The following is a 20,240-nucleotide window of genomic DNA, read 5'->3' on the forward strand; positions in this document are numbered from 1 at the left end:
GGTAGAGCTCCGACCCGTCTATTCAGGAGATGGCATTGTGCCCACCACTGTAACGGCAGAAACCCCGAGTTGCTGAGTGAATTACTGAGGTATTTTTTAAAAGGGTGTCGCCCGCTTCAATTTCACCGACCATCTTTAAAGCAAAAAAGCCGCTGATCCCTAAGGAACAGCGGCTTTTTGGAGTGCTTCACCAGGCCTTAGTAGCCCAGGTCGAAGTGCTCTTCTTTCATGTCCATCAGGTTGTTGGCGCCCGACAGCATGGTTACAACGTGAGAACGGGTACGCGGCAGGATGCGCTGGAAGTAGAAGCGCGCGGTCTGCAGCTTGGCCGTGTAGAACGCTTCGTCCGCGGTGCCGGCAGCCAGTTTCTCGGCAGCCAGGCGTGCCATGTCAGCCCAGAAGTAGGCCAGGCAGGCGTAACCGGAGTACATCAGGTAGTCCACGGAGGCCGCGCCGACTTCTTCGCGATCTTTCATGGCAGCCATACCGACCTTCATGGTCAGCTCGCCCCACTCTTTGTTCAGTGCAGCCAGCGGTGCGACGAACTCTTGAACCGCTTCGTTGCCTTCGTTGGTCTGGCAGAACTTGTGGACGATCTTGGTGAAGCTTTTCAGAGCCTCGCCTTGAGTCATCAGCACTTTACGGCCCAGCAGGTCGAGTGCCTGGATACCGGTGGTGCCTTCGTACAGCATCGAAATGCGGCTGTCGCGAACGTTCTGCTCCATGCCCCACTCGGCGATGAAGCCGTGGCCGCCGTAGATCTGCACGCCGTGGTTGGCCGACTCGAAACCGACTTCGGTCATGAAGGCTTTGGCGATTGGCGTCATGAACGCCAGCAGCGCGTCGGCTTTCTTCTTCTCTTCTTCGTCCACGCCGTACTTGACGATGTCGACTTGCTTGGCAGTGAAGTAAACCATCGCACGGTTGCCTTCGGCGAATGCCTTCATGGTCAACAGCATGCGGCGTACGTCAGGGTGCACGATGATTGGGTCAGCGGCTTTGTCCGGCGCTTTCGGGCCAGTCAGCGAACGCATTTGCAGACGGTCGCGAGCGTACTTCAAGCCGCCCTGGAAACCGATTTCGGCGTGGGCCAGACCTTGCAGCGCGGTACCCAGACGTGCGGTGTTCATGAAGGTGAACATGCAGTTCAGGCCTTTGTTCGCCGGACCGATCAGGAAACCGGTCGCGCCATCAAAGTTCATCACGCAAGTGGCGTTGCCGTGGATGCCCATCTTGTGTTCCAGGGAACCGCAAGACACAGCGTTACGTGCGCCAACCGAACCATCGGCGTTCGGCATGAACTTCGGCACGATGAACAGCGAAATGCCTTTGGTGCCAGCCGGTGCATCCGGCAGGCGAGCCAGTACGATGTGGACGATGTTATCGGCCATGTCGTGTTCACCGGCCGAGATGAAGATCTTGGTGCCGGAGACTTTGTAGGAACCGTCGGCCTGAGGTTCAGCCTTGGTGCGCAGCATGCCCAGGTCGGTGCCGCAGTGCGGCTCGGTCAGGCACATGGTGCCGGTCCACTCGCCGGAAACCAGCTTGGTCAGGTAGGCCTCTTGCTGCTCAGGGGTGCCGTGCTCGGAGATGGTGTTCATCGCGCCGTGCGACAGGCCTGGGTACATGCCCCACGACCAGTTCGACTCGCCGACCATTTCGCTGATCGCCAGACCCAGGGACTCCGGCAGGCCTTGGCCGCCGTGCTCAACATCGTGAGCCAGGCTTGGCCAGCCGCCTTCTACGAATTGCTTGTACGCTTCTTTGAAGCCAGTCGGGGTCTTAACGCCGGACTCGCTCCAGGTGCAGCCTTCAAGGTCGCCCACACGGTTCAGCGGAGCCAGTACCTGCTCACAAAACTTGGCGCCTTCTTCGAGAATGGCGTCAACCATGTCCGGTGTTGCGTCTGCACACGCCGGAAGGCTCTGATAGTGCGCTTCGTAGCCGAGCAGCTCGTCACGAACGAAGCGAATATCACGCAAGGGGGCCTTGTAGTCAGGCATAGCGATAAACCTCTGCTGATGTAACCGGGAATGAACGACCGCGTTGATTTGTTGTAGCGATCAAACAGTTGTTTGAAACATACGTTTACGCCGAATTCTTGTCAAGCATCGATCTTTTGCCGTTCGTCATCGACCCTCAAAACACACAGCCACGCAACGACGCGACAGCGCTGAAAAGCGATCCGTCGATTAAAAAAGATTAGTTGAGGAAGAAGGACTTACGCAGAAAAACGCCGCGAACAGGCGCGGCGTTGAGGGGGCGGACTCAGAGAGGCATCAAGCAAAGGTGTCGATCAACGTTCCCAGCACTTCATCGGACGCCTTGGCGATTTTAGCGCCCAGTTCGACCTGAAACTTTCCTTGGGACATTTCGACGACATTACTGGCGAGGTCCGATTGCTGACTGAGATCAACCGAACGCAGGCGATCAACCTGCGCCTCGGAAGACTGGCTGGTGACCGAACGCTCAAGGGTTGTGTTGGCGATCTGCCCGGCAGCCTGATCGACGCGATTCAGCCCTGTCTGAATAGTGCTCAGACCGGCATAAAAAGCGGTGTTTCCTGAGATTTCCATGGGAGAACTCGTCCTTGCAAAGGATCAACAGTGGGCATTGAAGCAGACCTGTGAAAAAAAGGCCCGTCAAAAACACTAATGGCATAGTGCCTTGCCATAGGCAAAACTAGTCGAGCAAATCCAGTTGAAGATGTTCTGCCACGGCTTCCGCCGTCACTGACTTGAGTTTCGGTACCCGCCCCAGGCATGGCGCTGGCAGGCGTTCGGCGAGGGTCGCCAGGTTTTCTTCAAGCCGTGAAGTTTTCGGATCAATGATATTCGCCACCCATCCCGCCAGTTGCAAACCATCACGAGCAATGGCCTCAGCCGTCAGCAAGGCATGACTGATGCAGCCCAAGCGCACGCCGACCACCAGAATCACCGGCAGGCCCAAGGCTTTCGCCAAATCAGAAAGATTATCCTGATCCGCCAACGGCACGCGCCAGCCTCCGGCACCTTCAATCAACGTGAAGTCGGCCTGCATCTCAAGGATCTGCCGCATCGGCGTCAACAACGACTGCACTGTCAGCGCCACACCTGCTTCACGCGCCGCAAGATGCGGGGCAATCGCCGGTTCGAACGCCACCGGATTGACCTGTGCATACGTCAACGGCAACGAACATTCCGCCAACAGCGCCAACGCATCCGCGTTGCGCAAACCCTTGGGCGTGACGGCGCAACCGGAGGCAACCGGCTTGCCCGCCGCCGTGCTCAAACCCGCCGACCGCGCAGCGTGCAGCAACCCCGCCGCGACGGTGGTTTTGCCGACATCCGTGTCTGTGCCAGCGATGAAATAGGCTGCGCTCATAAGGGTTTCTCCAGAACGGCGTACACCACTTGATAAGTCGCCGGCAAACCTTCGGCCTGACGAAACTGCTCATAAGCCTCGATCAAACCCAGAATCCGCGCCCGGCCAGTCAAGCCGCCCGGCCGACCGGGATTAAGGTTGTGTGCGCCCAAGGCCTTGAGCTCATGGGTCAGGCTGCGAACATCCGGGTAGTGCAACACATGTGGACGGGTTTGCAGGCTGACCACCTGCAAACCGCTGTCCGCACACAGCTGTTGATAAACACCGAACTCACGGAAGCGATTGACGTGCACCATACCGTCGACCTCACGCCAACTGTCACGCAGCTCAATCAACGTCCCTACGCATAGACTAGCAAACGCGAAAATTCCGCCCGGTTTCAGTACCCGATGGGCTTCGCTGAGTACCGAACCGAAGTCTGCACACCACTGCACCGCCAGGCTGGAGAAGATCAGATCGCAGGTCGAGTCCTGCAATGGCAAGCGCTCGGCATCACCGGCGATGAAGTGCGTGGCGCCACCCAAGGGCCGGGCGTGGTTGAGCATGCCCTCGGCGATGTCCAGCGCCACACCGTGAGTACCGGCAAAACGTTCACCCAGCGCACGGCTGAAATGCCCGGTGCCACAGCCCAGGTCCAGCCAGCGTTGCGGCATAAAATCTGCCGGCAGGCGGCTCAGCAATTGGCTGCCCACGTCACGTTGCAGTTCGGCCACGCTGTCATAGCTCGACGCCGCACGGGAAAACGAAGCCGCCACCTGGCGCTTGTCAGGCAGACCGTCGGGTGCGTTGGGAAGAGACAAATCAGTCATCGCCGGACTCATGCAAAAAAGCCTGGATCGCCCCCGCCACACCGTGGGGGTCTTCCAGAAGAAACGCGTGGCTGGCCTGTTCAATCAGACCGATTTCGACATCCGGCAGCAATGCCAGCAACTCTGCGGTGGCTTCGGCCGGAACCAGTGCGTCGAGGCCGGCGAACAAGTGCAGTTGCGGGCCACGGAACGCCTGCAAGGCTTGGCGGGTGTCCAGTTGAGCAAGCAACTCCAGGCCGCTCATCAACACGGGGCCAGCCGTATGCGGCGCACCACCGACCAACAACCGCGACAACCCGCGTGGGTCTTCGGCGCCTTGGGCGCAAAGCAGCGAAAAACGTTTCAAGGTCATGCGTGAATCAGCAGCACAGCCGGCCAGGAACGCGTCGAAGGTTTCACCTGGCATCGCGCTCGGCCACTGTTCATGGGCGACAAAAGAAGGATTACTCGCCAGCGTCAGCAATCCGCAGCAACGATCACCGCGACGCGCCGCCAATTCCGAAGCGAGCATGCCACCCAAGGACCAGCCACCCAGCCAGGCGTCCTGCGGCAGCGTCGAATCGAGATCGTCGAGCCATTCTTCGAGATCACTCGACGCCAGCTCCGGCAACGGTTCGATCTCGACCCGCAGGTGTTCATCCAGCCCCTGCAACGCCGCCGCCAAAGGTTCGAGCGGCGAAACACCAAGACCCCAGCCTGGCAGCAGAATCAGACGATCACGCATGGTTCGGCTCCGGTCCCAGTTGTTGAAAACAATCGGCCAATCCTTCTAACAATAGCTGTACCTGCGCCTCGGTATGGGCGGCGGTCAGGGTCACGCGCAGTCGGGCGCTGCCGGCGGGCACGGTTGGCGGACGGATCGCGGTCACCATCAGTCCGCGCTCGCGCAACATCTGCGACAGACGCACCGCACGCCCGGCGTCACCGATCATGATCGGTTGAATGGGCGTGAAACTGTCCATGAGTTCCAGGCCGATTTGCTCGGCGCCGTGGCGGAACTGGCGGATCAACGTCTGCAAATGCTCGCGGCGCCAGTGCTCGCTGCGCAGCAGTTCCAGGCTTTTCAGCGTGGCGCAGGCCAGGGCTGGCGGTTGGCTGGTGGTGTAGATGTACGGGCGGGCGAACTGGATCAGGCTCTCGATCAATTCTTCACTGCCGGCGACAAAAGCCCCGGCCGTGCCGAACGCTTTACCGAGAGTGCCGACCAGTACCGGCACGTCTTCCTGGCTCAAACCGAAATGTTCGACGATGCCGCCGCCGTTCGCACCCAAGGGCCCGAAACCGTGGGCGTCATCGACCATCAGCCACGCGCCTTTGGCCTTGGCTTCCCGCGCCAGCGCCGGCAAGTCGGCGATGTCGCCGTCCATGCTGAACACGCCGTCGGTGACCACCAGCGTATTGCCGGTGGCTTTCTCGAGGCGCTTGGCCAGGCTCACGGCGTCGTTGTGTAAGTAACGATTGAACCGCGCCCCGGACAACAGGCCCGCATCGAGCAGCGACGCATGGTTGAGCCGGTCTTCCAGCACCGTATCGCCCTGCCCGACCAATGCGGTGACTGCACCGAGGTTGGCCATGTAGCCGGTGGTGAACAACAAGGCCCGCGGGCGACCGGTGAGGTCCGCCAGGGCTTCTTCCAACGCGTGATGCGGGCCGCTGTGGCCGATGACCAAGTGCGACGCCCCGCCACCGACGCCCCATTTCGACGCGCCTTCTCGCCAGGCTTCGATCACTTGCGGGTGATTGGCCAGGCCCAGGTAGTCGTTGTTACAGAACGCCAGCAACGGCTGGCCATCGACCACCACTTGCGGCCCCTGGGGGCTTTCGAGCAGTGGGCGTTGGCGATAGAGGTTTTCGGCACGACGGGCAGCAAGGCGTGCGGCGAGATCGAAAGACATGCAGGCCTCGGACAAACAATCAAGATAGACACCGAACCTGTAGGAGCTGGCTTGCCAGCGATGAGGTACCCATCAGCTGACAGACCGCTATCGCTGGCAAGCCAGCTCCTACAAGGGTTTCGCATTCCAATCAGAGGAGTCGATGGAAGGCTTCAAACCGCCGCGTTATAGAACTGCTCGCTGCTCTTCTGCTCCACCAGTGCTTGCTCGATGGCAGCCTGGTGAACTTCATCGGCGTGCTCTTCGCGAGCTTCCGGCAAGATACCCAGACGCGAGAACAGTTGCATGTCCTTGTCGGCCTGCGGGTTGGCGGTGGTCAGCAGTTTCTCGCCGTAGAAAATCGAGTTGGCGCCGGCGAAGAACGCCAGGGCCTGCATCTGTTCGTTCATGGCTTCGCGGCCGGCGGACAGGCGCACGTGGGATTGCGGCATCAGGATGCGAGCGACCGCGAGCATGCGGATAAAGTCGAACGGATCGACGTCGTCGGCATTTTCCAACGGTGTACCGGCAACCTTCACCAGCATGTTGATCGGCACCGACTCCGGATGCTCCGGCAGGTTGGCCAGCTGGATCAGCAGGTTGGCGCGGTCGTCGAGGGATTCGCCCATGCCCAGAATACCGCCGGAACAGATCTTCATCCCTGACTCACGCACATAGGCCAGGGTTTGCAGGCGCTCGCTGTAGGTGCGGGTGGTGATGATGCTGCCGTAGAACTCAGGCGAGGTGTCGAGGTTGTGGTTGTAGTAGTCGAGGCCGGCCTTGGCCAGCGCCTCGGTCTGGTCCTGATCCAGGCGACCGAGGGTCATGCAGGTTTCCAGACCCAGTGCTTTCACGCCTTCGACCATCTTCAATACGTAAGGCATGTCTTTGGCCGACGGATGCTTCCACGCCGCGCCCATGCAGAAACGGGTCGAACCGATGGCCTTGGCGCGAGCGGCCTCTTCGAGGACCTTCTGCACTTCCATCAGTTTTTCTTTTTCCAGGCCGGTGTTGTAGTGACCGGACTGCGGACAATATTTGCAATCTTCCGGGCAGGCGCCCGTTTTGATCGACAACAGGGTCGATACCTGGACGCGGTTGGCGTCGAAATGCGCGCGGTGCACCGTCTGCGCCTGGAACAACAGGTCGTTGAATGGCTGTACGAAGAGTGCTTTGACTTCGGCCAAAGACCAGTCATGACGCAGGGTTGCAGTGGTGCTGGCGCTCATGGGCGTTTCCTTCATTTATGCTGGGCAAGCGGCTGGGGAATGGAATACCCACAGGCGCAACACGGATGTTCGGCATATTTAAGGAAGAGCGATGCGCTGTCAACCACGATACTCAGGACAGGTTTACATCTGGTTAAAAAACAAACAGCGGTGCTTGCTTTGCAACGAGCCCGCCGAAGACATCACACCCATCTGCATGGCCTGCGAAACCGAACTGCCCTGGCTCGGCGATCATTGCCTGACCTGCGCCCTGCCTTTGCCCGCTGCGGGCCTGACCTGCGGCCAATGTCTGCAGCAGACTCCGGCCTTTGAACGGGTCATTGCACCGTGGACCTACAGCTTTCCGATCGACAGCCTGATTACGCGCTTCAAGCACAACGCCAAGTGGCCGTTTGGACGCCTGCTCGCCGAACTTGTCAGTCAATCGCTGCAACATCGCTTCACCGACGATCTGGATCGCCCCGACGCGCTGATACCCGTTCCTTTGGCCAACCGACGCCTGCGTAAAAGGGGCTTCAATCAGGCGGCGATGCTGGCCCGCTGGCTTGGAACCAGCCTCGACATTCCCGTCGACGAACGGTTGTTATTGCGCACTCAGGATACCGACGCGCAACAGGCACTGAACGCCGACGCGCGCCGGAAAAACCTGCGCAATGCGTTCGCGATGGCGCCCGATGCCGTCGTGAAAGGACAACATCTGGCCCTGGTCGATGATGTATTGACCACTGGTGCCACGGCCCAGGCCCTGGCCCGTCTGCTGATGGAAGCCGGAGCCGCCCGTGTGGACGTTTACTGCCTGGCCCGAACGCCAAAACCTGGCGAGACGTCCTGACTTGACGCCAGCACGCCAAGCCGCCAACGTCTGGGCCATCGTCAGAACCCAAAGCGACTTGCCATGTCCCTGCCTACCTTGTTGTCTCAGCACATTGTCCGCCGACCGCAGCGCATCGCGTTGTTGCTGCATGTCGCCGAACAGGGCTCGATCACCCGCGCCGCGAAAAGCGCGGGGCTCAGCTACAAGGCCGCCTGGGACGCCATCGATGAGCTGAACAACCTGGCGCAAACACCGCTGGTAGAACGGGTTGTCGGCGGCAAGGGCGGTGGCGGTGCCAGGCTGTCCAGCGAGGGCGAGCGCGTGTTGCGCCTGTATCAAAAGCTGCAAGCGCTGCAGGCCCAGGTGCTGGAAGCCACGGAAGAGGCAGGCGATCTTGATCTGCTCGGGCGTTTGATGCTGCGAACCAGTGCTCGCAACCAATTGCACGGCAAGGTTGCAGCGATCCGGTCTCAAGGACGCAACGACTTGATCCGTCTCGAAGTGTGCAAAGACGTGATCATCGAGGCGCAAATCACCCACGACAGCACCCAACGCCTGGAACTGCAAATCGGCACCGAAGTCGTGGCCTTGATCAAGGCTGGCTGGCTGGACGTGCTGGATGTCGATTCCCAGGCAACGCCCGGGAACAATTGCCTGACCGGCATCATCGAGAAGATTCTCGACGCCGACGACGGCCCCAGCGAAGTGCGCATCACCCTGCCCAACGGTTTGACGCTGTGCGCCCTGGCCGAACCCGCACATCTACAAACGTTGGGGTTGGCAATCGGCAAATCCGTGCGCATCGAGTTTTCTCCGTCCAATGTACTGCTGGGTACTCCGCTTTAAGCAATCTGCAACAAAACCTTCATCACGCTTCTTTAAGGTGTCTGCAAAACCGCAGGGAGCCTGATGTGAGCCTATTAGAAGAAAACCAATCCACCGACCTCGAAAAAATGGTCGGCCTCAGCCGTCGCGGCTTTATCAGCGCGGGCGCCCTTTGTGGTGCTGCCATGTTTTTGGGTGGCAACCTGCTGAGCCGCAGCGTGATGGCCGCCAGTGTCAGCGCCGGCAACAGCCAACTGCTGGGTTTCGACAGCATTGCCGCTGCGACCAGCGACGCAATTACCCTGCCGCCAGGCTACAAGTCTTCGGTGCTGATCAGTTGGGGCCAACCCCTGCACAAAAACGGACCGGCGTTCGACCCGAGCGGCAACGGCAGCGCCGAGCAGCAGGAACTCCAGTTCGGGGACAACAACGACGGCATGAGCCTGTTCGAGTTTCCGGGTGAGAACGACCGGGCGCTGATGGCGATCAACAACGAATACACCAACTACCGCTACCTCTACCCCCACGGCGGCATGCCGCAATCGGCGGAAGACGTGCGCAAGGCTCTGGCCTGCGAAGGTGTGTCGGTGATCGAAGTGCAGCGCAAGAACGGCCAGTGGCAGTTCGTCCAGGGCTCGCACTACAACCGTCGCATTCACGGTAACGCGCCTATTACCGTGAGCGGTCCTGCCGCCGGTCACGCCCTGCTGAAAACCAGCGCCGACCCTCAGGGCAAGCACGTTCTCGGCACCTTCCAGAACTGCGCCAACGGCAAGACGCCGTGGGGCACTTATCTGACCTGCGAAGAAAACTTCACCGACTGCTTCGGCAGCAGCAACGCCGAGCAAAAATTCGACGCGGCGCAGAAACGCTACGGCGTGGTGGCCACCAGTAAAGAGATCAACTGGCACCCGCACGACGAGCGCTTCGACATGGCGAAGAATCCCAACGAATTGAACCGCCATGGCTGGGTCGTGGAAATCGATCCGTTCGATCCAAAGTCGACCCCGGTGAAACGCACGGCGCTCGGCCGCTTCAAGCATGAAAATGCCGCCCTCGCCGAAACTGCGGAGGGCCATGCCGTGGTGTACATGGGCGACGATGAGCGCGGCGAGTTCATCTACAAATTCGTCAGCCGCGACAAGATCAATCACAAGAACCCCAAGGCCAACCACGACCTGCTCGATCACGGCACGCTGTATGTCGCGCGTTTCGACGCGGGCGACGGCAACACCGATCACCCGAAGGGCCAGGGCGAATGGATCGAACTGACCCACGGCAAAAACGGCATCGACGCCAGCAGCGGGTTTGCCGATCAGGCTGAAGTGTTGATCCATGCGCGGCTGGCTGCCAGCGTGGTCAAGGCCACGCGCATGGACCGTCCGGAGTGGATCGTCGTCAGTCCCAACGACGGCCAGGTTTACTGCACGCTGACCAACAACGCCAAACGCGGCGAAGACGGCCAGCCGGCGGGCGGGCCGAACCCGCGCGAGAAGAACGTCTACGGGCAGATCCTGCGCTGGCGTACCGACCGCGACGATCACGGCTCGAAGAGTTTTGCCTGGGATCTGTTTGTCGTTGCAGGCAATCCGGGAATCCACGCCGGCACGCCGAAGGCTGGCTCTTCGAATATCACGCCGCAGAACATGTTCAACAGCCCGGATGGTCTGGGTTTCGACAAGGCGGGACGCTTGTGGATTCTCACCGATGGCGATTCGAGCAACGCCGGTGACTTTGCCGGCATGGGCAATAATCAGATGCTCTGTGCTGACCCGGTGACCGGCGAGATTCGCCGTTTCATGGTCGGGCCGGTGGGCTGTGAAGTGACGGGAATCAGTTTTTCGCCGGACCAGAAAACCCTGTTTGTCGGGATTCAGCATCCGGGCGAGAACGGCGGTTCGACCTTCCCCGAGCATCAGCCCAATGGCAAGCCACGGTCTTCGGTGATGGCCATTTCCCGCGAAGATGGCGGGATCGTCGGCGCCTGACAGCCCATCATCGCTGGCAAGCCAGCTCCTACAGGGCATGTGCATAACCTGTAGGAGCGAGCTTGCTCGCGATAGCGTCAGCCCAAACAACACATCTCGCAACCCTGCCCCTAAAGAGCGCCCGTCTGCGCTACCATGCCTGGCCGGACGCAGCAGCCTGCTGCGCGCAGGAGTCAGCATGGCCCACCCGTTTGAAACCCTTACGCCAGACCTCGTGCTCGATGCCGTCGAAAGCATTGGCTTCCTCAGCGACGCGCGCATTCTGGCGCTCAACAGCTACGAGAACCGCGTCTATCAAGTCGGTATCGAAGACGCCGAGCCGCTGATCGCCAAATTTTACCGGCCTCAGCGCTGGACCAACGAAGCCATTCTGGAAGAACACCAGTTCACCGCCGAACTCGCCGAGTGCGATGTTCCGGTGGTCGCGCCGATGATCCACAACGGTGAAACCCTGCACGAACACAACGGCTTCCGTTTCACCCTGTTTCCGCGTCGTGGCGGTCGTGCGCCGGAGCCGGGCAACCTCGATCAACTGTATCGCCTGGGCCAGTTGCTCGGTCGCTTGCATGCCGTCGGCTCGACCAAACCGTTCGATCACCGTGAAGCCTTGGCCGTGAAAAACTTCGGCCACGATTCACTCACGACATTGCTCGAAGGTAATTTCGTCCCCCGCAGCCTATTGCCGGCCTACGAATCGGTGGCCCGTGATCTGCTCAAGCGTGTGGAAGATGCCTACAGCAACACGCCGCATCAGAACATCCGCATGCACGGCGACTGCCACCCCGGCAACATGATGTGCCGCGACGAAATGTTCCACATCGTCGATCTCGACGACTGCCGCATGGGCCCGGCGGTCCAGGACATCTGGATGATGCTGGCCGGCGATCGCCACGAATGCATGGGGCAGCTGTCGGAGTTGATGGACGGCTATAACGAGTTCCACGACTTTAATCCGCGTGAACTGGCTTTGATCGAACCATTGCGCGCCTTGCGCCTGATGCATTACAGCGCCTGGCTCGCCCGGCGCTGGGATGACCCGGCGTTTCCGCACAGCTTTCCGTGGTTCGGCACCGAGCGGTATTGGGGCGATCAGGTGTTGGCGTTGCGCGAGCAATGTGCTGCGCTCAGCGAAGAGCCACTGAAGCTGTTCTAACCCTTGTAGGAGCCGGCTTACTGGCGATGAACCAAGACGCGGTTTACCTGATACACCGCGTCGTACGAATCGCCAGCAAGCCGGCTCCTACAAAAGTCGTGACACATCTATACAATCGGTTTCTTTGTTAGCTGCCTAAGCAAGGATTCTGCATGCAAGCCGCCAACCCGCGTCGCGGGTACATTCTGGGCCTCAGTGCCTACATCATCTGGGGACTTTTCCCGCTCTACTTCAAAGCCATCGCCAGTGTGCCCGCCGTGGAGATCATCATTCACCGCGTGTTGTGGTCGGCGCTGTTCGGTGCCCTGTTGCTGATGGTCTGGAAGCATCCCGGCTGGTGGCGTGAACTGCGCGAGAATCCGCGCCGGCTGGCGATCCTAGCCCTCAGCGGCACCCTGATCGCGGCCAACTGGCTGACTTACGTGTGGTCGGTGAACAACGGCCGCATGCTGGAAGCCAGCCTCGGCTACTACATCAATCCGCTGGTGAACGTGTTGCTCGGCATGCTGATCCTCGGTGAACGGCTGCGGCGCATGCAGTGGGTTGCGGTGGGTCTGGCGGCGGTCGGCGTGGCGCAACAGGTGTGGCAGGTCGGCAGTCTGCCTTGGGTGTCGCTGGTGCTGGCACTGACCTTCGGTTTCTACGGGTTGATTCGCAAGCAGGCGCCGGTCAAGGCCTTGCCGGGGCTGGTGGTGGAAACCTGGATGCTGGTACCGATTGCCGTGGCCTGGTTGCTGTTCAATCCAACCGCTAGCAGCGCACAGGCCGAATTCTGGACCACGTCCGAAGCCTGGTGGCTGGTCGCCGCAGGACCGGTCACGCTGGTGCCGCTGGTCTGTTTCAACGCCGCTGCCCGGCATTTGCCCTACACCACACTGGGATTTCTCCAGTACCTGGCGCCGACGTTGGTACTGCTGCAAGCGGTGCTGCTGTTTGGCGAACAGCTGTCGTCCAGCACGCTGGTCGCGTTCATCTTTATTTGGGCCGGTCTGGCGGTTTACAGCATCGATGCGTGGGTCAGTTTGCGCCGACGCAGCTGATCAAAAAACATACAAACCTCTACAGGCCTCGTCCCCCGTGGCCTGCATCGATCCTTCCCAAGGTTATCCACAGCGTGATCCCCGCCGATTGTGCGCAAGTCGCTGAAACTGCTGGTTTTTTGATCAGGTCCTGAAGAAGCCCGGCCAGCGTGGGCTGGCGGGCTGTCTCTACAGGTTATCCACAGGCAGGTGCACGATTAACTTGGATAACCTGATCAAGGTTCGCTGCGCAGTACCAGTTCGACCATCAGGTCGTCGGCCAGGGTTTCCAGGCGCGACTGCAGCACGTCCAGCGACAGCGTCAGCGGTACGGCAAGGATCGCTTCAGCGTGAAACAGCGGCTCGCTGCTCATTGGAGCCGGACGCACTTCCGTTGTCAGCTGTTCCAGGTTGACCCCCTGCTCGCTCAGCAACCGCGTGATGTCGCGCACGATTCCCGGACGATCATTGCCCACCAGTTCCATGGCGATCGGTTTCCAGGTGCACGATTGCTCGATGCCGCTTTCGGCGATCAGCACGCGAATGCCCAAGGTCGACAAACCTTGCAGGGCATCGACCAATTCATCGTAGGCCTCGGCCGGCACGCCGATCCGAAGAATCCCGGCGAACTGCCCGGCCATGCGCGACATGCGACTTTCCAGCCAATTGCCGCCGTGCTCGGCAATGCATTGGGCAATGCGCTCGACCTGCCCTGGCTTGTCCGGTGCGATTACGGTGAGTACGAGGTGGTCCATGGCGCAGCCCTCTGGTCATGACTTTTGTTATAGAAAACCAAGTATAGGCAAGGGTTGTTCCTGTGCTGAATGGGCTGACGCCATCGCTGGCAAGCCAGCTCCTACAAGGATTGCAAAAGGCCCTGTAGGAGCTGGCTTGCCAGCGATCCAGTCCACCGCCGATCTGCTGCGGAAAACAAATCGTGTACAACTTTTGATATTTAACTGGAACAATCCATTGGTTTTTTGAGAACATCACGCACCCCGCGATGACTGCAATGCGTCATGGGGTCGCAGAACGACGTAAATAGTCTAATTTTCACAACCGCAATTCATCATGTAGTATGCCGCAGCGCGCACTACATAACGTTGGATCGATGTCTGCCGCAGGCACGTTCGCGACCCTGAAAGCCCTGTCAGCAAGGCCCCAAGCCGTTGATTGGTCCCAACCCAGCCGCCCCTAAATGGCATGTACTGGTAGACGGGTTTGTGGTTTAAATGGCCCAAGGCTTCATTGTTAAATTGAAGAGCTGAAAAGCGAAATAGCTGAGCAGAGTGAGGCAAGCAATGACTGAACACGTTCAAGTCGGTGGCCTGCAGGTCGCCAAAGTCCTGTTCGACTTCGTGAACAACGAAGCCATTCCCGGAACCGGCCTCACCGCCGATCAATTCTGGGCCGGTGCCGACAAGGTCATTCATGACCTGGCGCCGAAGAACAAAGCCCTACTCGCCAAACGCGATGATTTCCAGGCTCGTATCGATGGCTGGCACCAATCCCGTGCCGGTCAGGCGCATGACGCCGTGGCCTATAAAGCCTTCCTGCAAGACATCGGTTATCTGCTGCCAGAAGCGGCCGATTTCCAGGCAACGACGCAAAACGTCGATGACGAAATCGCCCGCATGGCCGGCCCGCAACTCGTGGTGCCGGTAATGAATGCCCGTTTTGCCCTCAATGCCTCGAACGCCCGCTGGGGTTCGCTGTATGACGCGCTCTACGGCACCGATGCCATCAGCGAAGCTGACGGCGCGGTAAAAGGCAAAGGCTACAACAAGGTTCGCGGCGACAAGGTCATCGCCTTCGCTCGCGCCTTCCTCGACGAAGCGGCGCCATTGGCGGCCGGTTCCCACGTCGATTCCACCGCTTACAAAATCATCGACGGCAAACTGGTGGTCGCCCTTAAGGGTGGCAGCAACACCGGCCTGCGCAACGACGCTCAGTTGATCGGTTTCCAGGGCGATCCGGCGGCACCGACCGCGATCCTGCTGAAAAACAACGGCCTGCACTTCGAAATCCAGGTCGACGCCAGCACCCCGGTCGGCCAGACCGACGCGGCCGGCGTCAAAGACATCCTGATGGAAGCCGCGCTGACCACCATCATGGACTGCGAAGACTCCGTCGCCGCCGTCGATGCCGATGACAAAGTGGTGATCTACCGCAACTGGCTCGGCCTGATGAAGGGCGACCTGTCGGAAGAAGTCGCCAAGGGCGGTCAGATCTTTACCCGCACCATGAACGCCGATCGCACCTACACCGGCGTCGATGGCAGCGAACTGAGCCTGCATGGCCGCTCGCTGTTGTTCGTGCGCAACGTCGGTCACCTGATGACCATCGACGCGATCCTCGACAAAGACGGCAACGAAGTGCCTGAAGGTATTCTCGATGGCCTGGTCACGTGCCTGGCATCGATGCACAACCTGAACGGCAACACCTCGCGCAAAAACACCCGCACCGGCTCCATCTACATTGTGAAGCCGAAGATGCACGGTCCTGAAGAAGCGGCGTTCACCAACGAGCTGTTCGGGCGCATCGAAGACGTGCTGGGCTTGCCGCGCAACACCCTCAAAGTCGGGATCATGGACGAGGAGCGTCGTACCACGATCAACCTCAAGGCCTGCATCAAGGCGGCGAGCGAGCGCGTGGTGTTCATCAACACCGGTTTCCTCGACCGCACGGGCGACGAAATCCACACCTCCATGGAAGCCGGCCCGATGGTTCGCAAGGCGGACATGAAGGCGGAAAAATGGATCGGCGCCTACGAGAACTCCAACGTCGATATCGGCTTGAGCACCGGCCTGCAAGGTCGCGCACAAATCGGTAAAGGCATGTGGGCCATGCCGGACCTGATGGCCGCGATGCTCGAACAGAAAATCGCCCACCCGATGGCCGGCGCCAACACCGCCTGGGTCCCGTCGCCAACCGCCGCTGCCCTGCACGCGCTGCACTACCACAAGGTTGACGTGTTCGCCCGTCAAGCCGAACTGGCCAAGCGTGCTCACGCCTCGGTGGACGACATCCTGAGCATCCCGCTGGCGGTGAACCCGCAGTGGACCGCCGAACAGATCCAGAACGAACTGGACAACAACAGCCAGGGCATTCTCGGTTATGTGGTGCGCTGGATCGACCAGGGCGTCGGCTGTTCGAAAGTGCCGGACATCAACGACGTCGGCCTGATGGAAGATCGTGCGACGCTGCGTATTTCCAGCCAGCACATCGCCAACTGGCTGCGTCACGGCATCGTCACCGAAGCGCAAGTGATGGAAAGCCTCAAGCGCATGGCGCCGGTGGTTGACCGTCAGAACGCCGGTGATGCGCTGTACCGTCCGCTGGCCCCCAACTTCGACAGCAACATCGCCTTCCAGGCGGCGGTCGAACTGGTGGTCGAAGGCACGAAGCAACCGAACGGCTACACCGAGCCGGTCCTGCACCGTCGTCGTCGCGAGTTCAAGGCTGCCAACGGCTTGTAACCAAGCGATTGCGCCGGACATGAAAAAGCCCTGATCGAAAGATCAGGGCTTTTTTTTGGTTCACGCAAGCCCCCGGGAAAGAAAGATAACGCATACCTGTAGGAGCTGGCTTGCCAGCGATGGTCGTTAACGATAACGCGTTTTTGAACCGGATAAACGCGGCGCACTTGAGTCCATCGCCGGCAAGCCGGCTCCTACAGGGAATGTGCGAGGCCGGCAGGTTTGAGCTAAGGCTTCATCCCCAGTTCACGCTTGACCAACCCAAGCAACTCGCCCGAATCAATCGGCTTGAGCAGGAAGTCCACCACGCTCAAATGCATCGCGGCGATCGCGTCCTCCACATCGGCATCGCCCGAGACGATGATGATCGGCAACGCTGCCCGTACCGACTCGCGGACCTGGCGGATCAGGTCAAGTCCATCGACGTGGCCCATTCGCAGGTCAGTGATCAGCAAACCAATAGTGGGTTTTTTGATCTCCGTTTCGGCCACCAGGATCCTGAGTGCAGCCTCACCACTGGCCGCCGTCACACAGCGAATACCGTCCAGTGCCAGAATCTCCGACAGTAACTCCCGGGCATCTTTATCGTCATCGACGATCAGCACCCGTTGCGGCGGCAGGTCAGGTTCCAGCATGACGGCACTCAATGCTTCCCGCTCGGCGTCACTCAAAATATCGTGGTCGGACATGGCGTTCTCTACATGTTCAGATCAATTCCCTAGCACAGTGGTCAGACATCGCTAAGCAGGCCTTAAATGTGCGCTTCGTCGGATATTTTTCCAATAGGGGGACAGAGAGGTTTTTCGTACAGTTGTGTAAGGTTCTTCCGACATTCCACCACAATGATTGCCTACCTAGACTTACGTCCAATGGGCACTCCGGCCGCAGGGGTCGACCATGTCTGAGACATCCGACCACAACAATTCAAACAACGACTGCGGTAATGGTTATGAGTAAAGCGGACGCCTTCACACAGGCAGGGAAAACCGCGGTGTTGCAGAACATCCAGGGTACGTTGCAATTTCTTCAGCGCTTCCCGCCTTTCAATCAGATGGAACAGGCTCACCTGGCGTTTCTGGTGGAGCAATGTCAGCTGCGTTTCTATGCCCCCGGCGAGAGCATCATCAAGCCCGCCGACGGTCCGGTTGAACACTTCTATATCGTCAAGCAAGGCCGGGTGGTGGGCGAACGTCCGCACACGGCCAAGGGTGGCACTGAAACGGTGTTCGAAATCACCACCGGCGAGTGCTTCCCTCTAGCGGCGTTGCTCGGTGAACGGGCGACTCGCACCGAGCACCTGGCCGGCGAAGACACGTTTTGCCTGCAACTGAACAAACCCGCGTTCATCCGCATGTTTTCACTCTCGGACACCTTTCGCAACTTTGCCCTGCGTTGCGTCAGCAGTTTGCTGGACCAGGTCAATCAGCAGGTCCAGCAAAAAGCCGTGGAAACCCTCGGCACCCAGTATTCGCTCAACACCCGATTGGGTGAGCTGGCCATGCGTCATCCGGTGACTTGCAGCCCGCTCACGCCGCTGCGCGAGGCCGTGACGCTGATGCATGAACAGCAGGTCGGCAGCATCGTGGCCGTCGACGAACACAAAGCACCCCTGGGGATTTTCACCCTGCGCGACCTGCGCCAGGCCGTGGCCAATGGCAGCAGTGACTTCAACGAAGCCATCGAGCGGTTCATGACCCCCGCGCCCTTTTACCTGTCGCCGGATCACAGCGCCTTCGATGCCGCGATTGCCATGACCGAGCGCCACATCGCCCACGTCTGCCTGGTCAAGGATCAGCGCCTGTGCGGCGTGGTGTCGGAGCGCGATCTGTTTTCCCTGCAACGGGTCGATCTCGTGCACCTGGCGCGGACCATCCGCAATGCGCCCCGGGTGGAAAACCTGGTGGCGATGCGTGGCGAAATCGGCCAGCTGGTCGAGCGCATGCTGGCGCACGGTGCGTCTTCGACCCAGATCACGCACATCATCACCCTGCTCAACGATCACACCGTGTGCCGGGTGATCGAACTGACCCTCGCCGAGAAAGGCGACCCCGGCGTGCCGTTCAGTTGGCTGTGTTTCGGCAGCGAAGGCCGGCGCGAACAGACGCTGCACACCGACCAGGACAACGGCATTCTGTTCGAAGCCCGGGACGCGGCCCATGCGGCAGAGATTCGCGGCAAGTTGCTGCCCATCGCCCAGCAGATCAACCAGAGCCTGGCGCTGTGCGGTTTCACCCTGTGCAAGGGCAACATCATGGCCGGCAACCCCGAGCTGTGCCTGTCCCGTGCGGAATGGGCGCGACGCTTTTCGGCGTTTATCCGCGAGGCGACGCCGGAGAATCTGCTGGGCTCCAGCATCTATTTCGATTTGCGCGTGGTCTGGGGCAGCGAACAGAGTTGCGAACAGTTGCGGCGGGGCATTCTCGATCAGGTCGGCGACAACCGTTTGTTCCAGCGGATGATGGCCGAGAATGCGCTGCGCAATCGCCCGCCTGTAGGGCGTTTCCGTGATTTTGTGCTGGCGCGCAAAAATGGCGAGAAAGCCACGCTGGACCTGAAGACCCAGGGCCTGGCCCCTTTTGTCGACGGCGCCCGGGTACTGGCCCTCGCCCATGGCATCGAAGCGAACAACACGCTGGAGCGTTTTCGTCAGTTGATCGCCAACGAGGTGATCGACCCACTGGATGGCGCGGCGTACGAAGAGGCTTATCACTTCATTCAGCAAACGCGCATGCAGCAACATCAACTACAGACCCGGGAGAATTTTCCCTACTCCAATCGGGTCGATCCTGACAGCCTCAATCATCTGGATCGACGCATCCTGCGTGAGTCCCTGCGTCAGGCCCAACGCCTGCAAAGCAGCCTGAGCCTGCGGTATCAGCTATGAGCCTGTTTGCATGGCTGCGCCCAACCAGCCCAACCCTGCCCGCCGAGGTGCAGCAACGGCTTGATCGCTTGCCCGATGCTACTGCCCTTGGCGAATGCAGCCTGCGTGAGCAACGCTGGGTCGTGCTCGACCTGGAAACCACCGGGCTCAACATGAACAAGGATCGGGTGCTGTCCATCGGTGCGGTGGTGATCGAGGACGGCGCGATTGATTTCAGCCAGCAGTTCGAGCGCACCTTGCAATGCGCTGAAGTCAAACTCGGCCCCAGCGTGCTGATCCATGGTCTCGGCCCCAGTGCCATTGCGGCGGGCAGCGATCCGGCCGAGGCGTTGCTCGATCTGATGGAGTACATCGGTGACAGCCCGGTGCTGGCCTTTCATGCGCCGTTCGATCAACACATGCTCGGGCGCGCATTGAAAGATCATCTGGGCTACAAGTTGCAGCACCCGTTTCTGGATGTGGCGGATATGGCCCCGCTGCTGTGCCCTCAGGCACACATTCGCGAGGCCGGGCTGGACGACTGGATCGACTGGTTCAAGCTGGAGGTTTTCGAGCGCCACCACGCCAGTGCCGATGCGCTGGCCACTGCGGAACTGGCGCTGATCCTGTTCAGCCGGGCGCGGCAGCAGCAGATTCATAGCCCGTTAAACCTGCAACAGCGCTTGAGCCAATGGAAACGGCGGCAGCAGGCGCCGTCCTTTTAGACTCAGTTCGCATTAGCGTTAACTGTGGCGAGGGGGCTTGCCCCCGCTCGACTGCGAAGCAGTCGTCAAACCAGTAGCTGCAAACTGGCAGGAGAAACG

At 60.1% G+C, this 20,240-nt stretch carries 17 protein-coding genes; 8 read left to right on the forward strand and 9 right to left on the reverse strand.

Translation table 11 applies throughout. The annotated features are described in order from the left end of the window. Positions 1 to 197: 197 nt before the first annotated feature. The 7 genes from CKW15_RS18620 to bioB form a co-directional block, all read right to left on the reverse strand. The gene (locus CKW15_RS18620; protein WP_095060377.1) at positions 198 to 2,003 is read right to left on the reverse strand and encodes a phenylacyl-CoA dehydrogenase; all 1,806 of its coding nucleotides are present in this window, start codon (positions 2,001 to 2,003) and stop codon (positions 198 to 200) included. A gap of 276 nt (positions 2,004 to 2,279) precedes the next feature. Next, positions 2,280 to 2,576 (reverse strand): pyrroloquinoline quinone biosynthesis protein PqqE, encoded by a 297-nt coding sequence (locus tag CKW15_RS18625; RefSeq protein ID WP_095152562.1) that lies wholly within the window; start codon positions 2,574 to 2,576, stop codon positions 2,280 to 2,282. Positions 2,577 to 2,682: 106 nt separating this feature from the next. Continuing rightward, positions 2,683 to 3,363, reverse strand: a complete 681-nt coding sequence (gene bioD / locus CKW15_RS18630; RefSeq protein WP_095060379.1) for a dethiobiotin synthase — start codon at positions 3,361 to 3,363, stop codon at positions 2,683 to 2,685. After that, positions 3,360 to 4,172 carry a malonyl-ACP O-methyltransferase BioC gene (gene bioC, locus CKW15_RS18635; RefSeq protein ID WP_095060380.1) on the reverse strand — a complete coding sequence of 271 codons (813 nt, stop codon included), beginning with the start codon at positions 4,170 to 4,172 and terminating at the stop codon, positions 3,360 to 3,362. Before bioC ends, bioD begins: the two co-directional genes overlap by 4 nt. After that, on the reverse strand, positions 4,165 to 4,896 hold the full coding sequence (locus tag CKW15_RS18640) for an alpha/beta fold hydrolase (protein WP_095060381.1): 732 nt from the start codon (positions 4,894 to 4,896) through the stop codon (positions 4,165 to 4,167). The genes bioC and CKW15_RS18640 overlap by 8 nt, the downstream gene beginning before the upstream one ends. Continuing rightward, the gene (gene bioF / locus CKW15_RS18645) at positions 4,889 to 6,067 is read right to left on the reverse strand and encodes an 8-amino-7-oxononanoate synthase (protein ID WP_095060382.1); all 1,179 of its coding nucleotides are present in this window, start codon (positions 6,065 to 6,067) and stop codon (positions 4,889 to 4,891) included. Before bioF ends, CKW15_RS18640 begins: the two co-directional genes overlap by 8 nt. A 152-nt stretch (positions 6,068 to 6,219) precedes the next feature. Next, the gene (gene bioB, locus CKW15_RS18650) at positions 6,220 to 7,275 is read right to left on the reverse strand and encodes a biotin synthase BioB (protein ID WP_095060384.1); all 1,056 of its coding nucleotides are present in this window, start codon (positions 7,273 to 7,275) and stop codon (positions 6,220 to 6,222) included. Between the two features lie 91 nt (positions 7,276 to 7,366). On the opposite strand from bioB, the gene CKW15_RS18655 reads away from it, so the two are divergent. The 5 genes from CKW15_RS18655 to rarD all read left to right on the forward strand — a co-directional run bounded on the left by CKW15_RS18655 (position 7,367) and on the right by rarD (position 13,095). Next, positions 7,367 to 8,107, forward strand: a complete 741-nt coding sequence (locus CKW15_RS18655; RefSeq protein WP_095060386.1) for a ComF family protein — start codon at positions 7,367 to 7,369, stop codon at positions 8,105 to 8,107. Positions 8,108 to 8,170: 63 nt separating this feature from the next. After that, positions 8,171 to 8,935, forward strand: coding sequence for a TOBE domain-containing protein (locus tag CKW15_RS18660; protein WP_095060388.1), 765 nt, complete (start codon positions 8,171 to 8,173; stop codon positions 8,933 to 8,935). Positions 8,936 to 9,000: 65 nt separating this feature from the next. After that, positions 9,001 to 10,902 (forward strand): PhoX family phosphatase, encoded by a 1,902-nt coding sequence (locus CKW15_RS18665; RefSeq protein ID WP_095060390.1) that lies wholly within the window; start codon positions 9,001 to 9,003, stop codon positions 10,900 to 10,902. Between the two features lie 178 nt (positions 10,903 to 11,080). Then, entirely contained in the window at positions 11,081 to 12,055 is a 975-nt protein-coding gene (locus CKW15_RS18670; protein WP_095060392.1) for a serine/threonine protein kinase, read from the forward strand. Between the two features lie 152 nt (positions 12,056 to 12,207). Beyond that, on the forward strand, positions 12,208 to 13,095 hold the full coding sequence (rarD, locus tag CKW15_RS18675; protein ID WP_095060394.1) for an EamA family transporter RarD: 888 nt from the start codon (positions 12,208 to 12,210) through the stop codon (positions 13,093 to 13,095). Positions 13,096 to 13,310: 215 nt separating this feature from the next. Here rarD and CKW15_RS18680 read toward each other — a convergent pair whose 3' ends face one another. Beyond that, positions 13,311 to 13,829 carry a glycine cleavage system protein R gene (locus tag CKW15_RS18680; RefSeq protein WP_095060396.1) on the reverse strand — a complete coding sequence of 173 codons (519 nt, stop codon included), beginning with the start codon at positions 13,827 to 13,829 and terminating at the stop codon, positions 13,311 to 13,313. 546 nt (positions 13,830 to 14,375) lie between these two features. On the opposite strand from CKW15_RS18680, the gene CKW15_RS18685 reads away from it, so the two are divergent. Continuing rightward, the gene (locus CKW15_RS18685) at positions 14,376 to 16,553 is read left to right on the forward strand and encodes a malate synthase G (protein ID WP_095060398.1); all 2,178 of its coding nucleotides are present in this window, start codon (positions 14,376 to 14,378) and stop codon (positions 16,551 to 16,553) included. A gap of 227 nt (positions 16,554 to 16,780) precedes the next feature. On the opposite strand, the gene CKW15_RS18690 is transcribed toward CKW15_RS18685, so the two are convergent. After that, positions 16,781 to 17,242: a response regulator gene (locus CKW15_RS18690; protein WP_095057502.1), complete on the reverse strand. Its 462-nt coding sequence runs from the start codon at positions 17,240 to 17,242 to the stop codon at positions 16,781 to 16,783. A 254-nt stretch (positions 17,243 to 17,496) separates the two neighbouring features. Here CKW15_RS18690 and CKW15_RS18695 point away from each other — a divergent pair, with 254 nt between their 5' ends. Together CKW15_RS18695 and CKW15_RS18700 are read left to right on the forward strand one after the other, a co-directional pair. Beyond that, positions 17,497 to 19,437, forward strand: a complete 1,941-nt coding sequence (locus CKW15_RS18695; RefSeq protein ID WP_177408790.1) for a putative nucleotidyltransferase substrate binding domain-containing protein — start codon at positions 17,497 to 17,499, stop codon at positions 19,435 to 19,437. Beyond that, entirely contained in the window at positions 19,434 to 20,141 is a 708-nt protein-coding gene (locus tag CKW15_RS18700) for a PolC-type DNA polymerase III (RefSeq protein ID WP_095057501.1), read from the forward strand. Before CKW15_RS18695 ends, CKW15_RS18700 begins: the two co-directional genes overlap by 4 nt. The last annotated feature ends 99 nt before the right edge of the window (positions 20,142 to 20,240 follow it).

This window comes from Pseudomonas sp. Irchel s3b5 (genome assembly GCF_900187435.1).
Lineage (GTDB): Bacteria > Pseudomonadota > Gammaproteobacteria > Pseudomonadales > Pseudomonadaceae > Aquipseudomonas.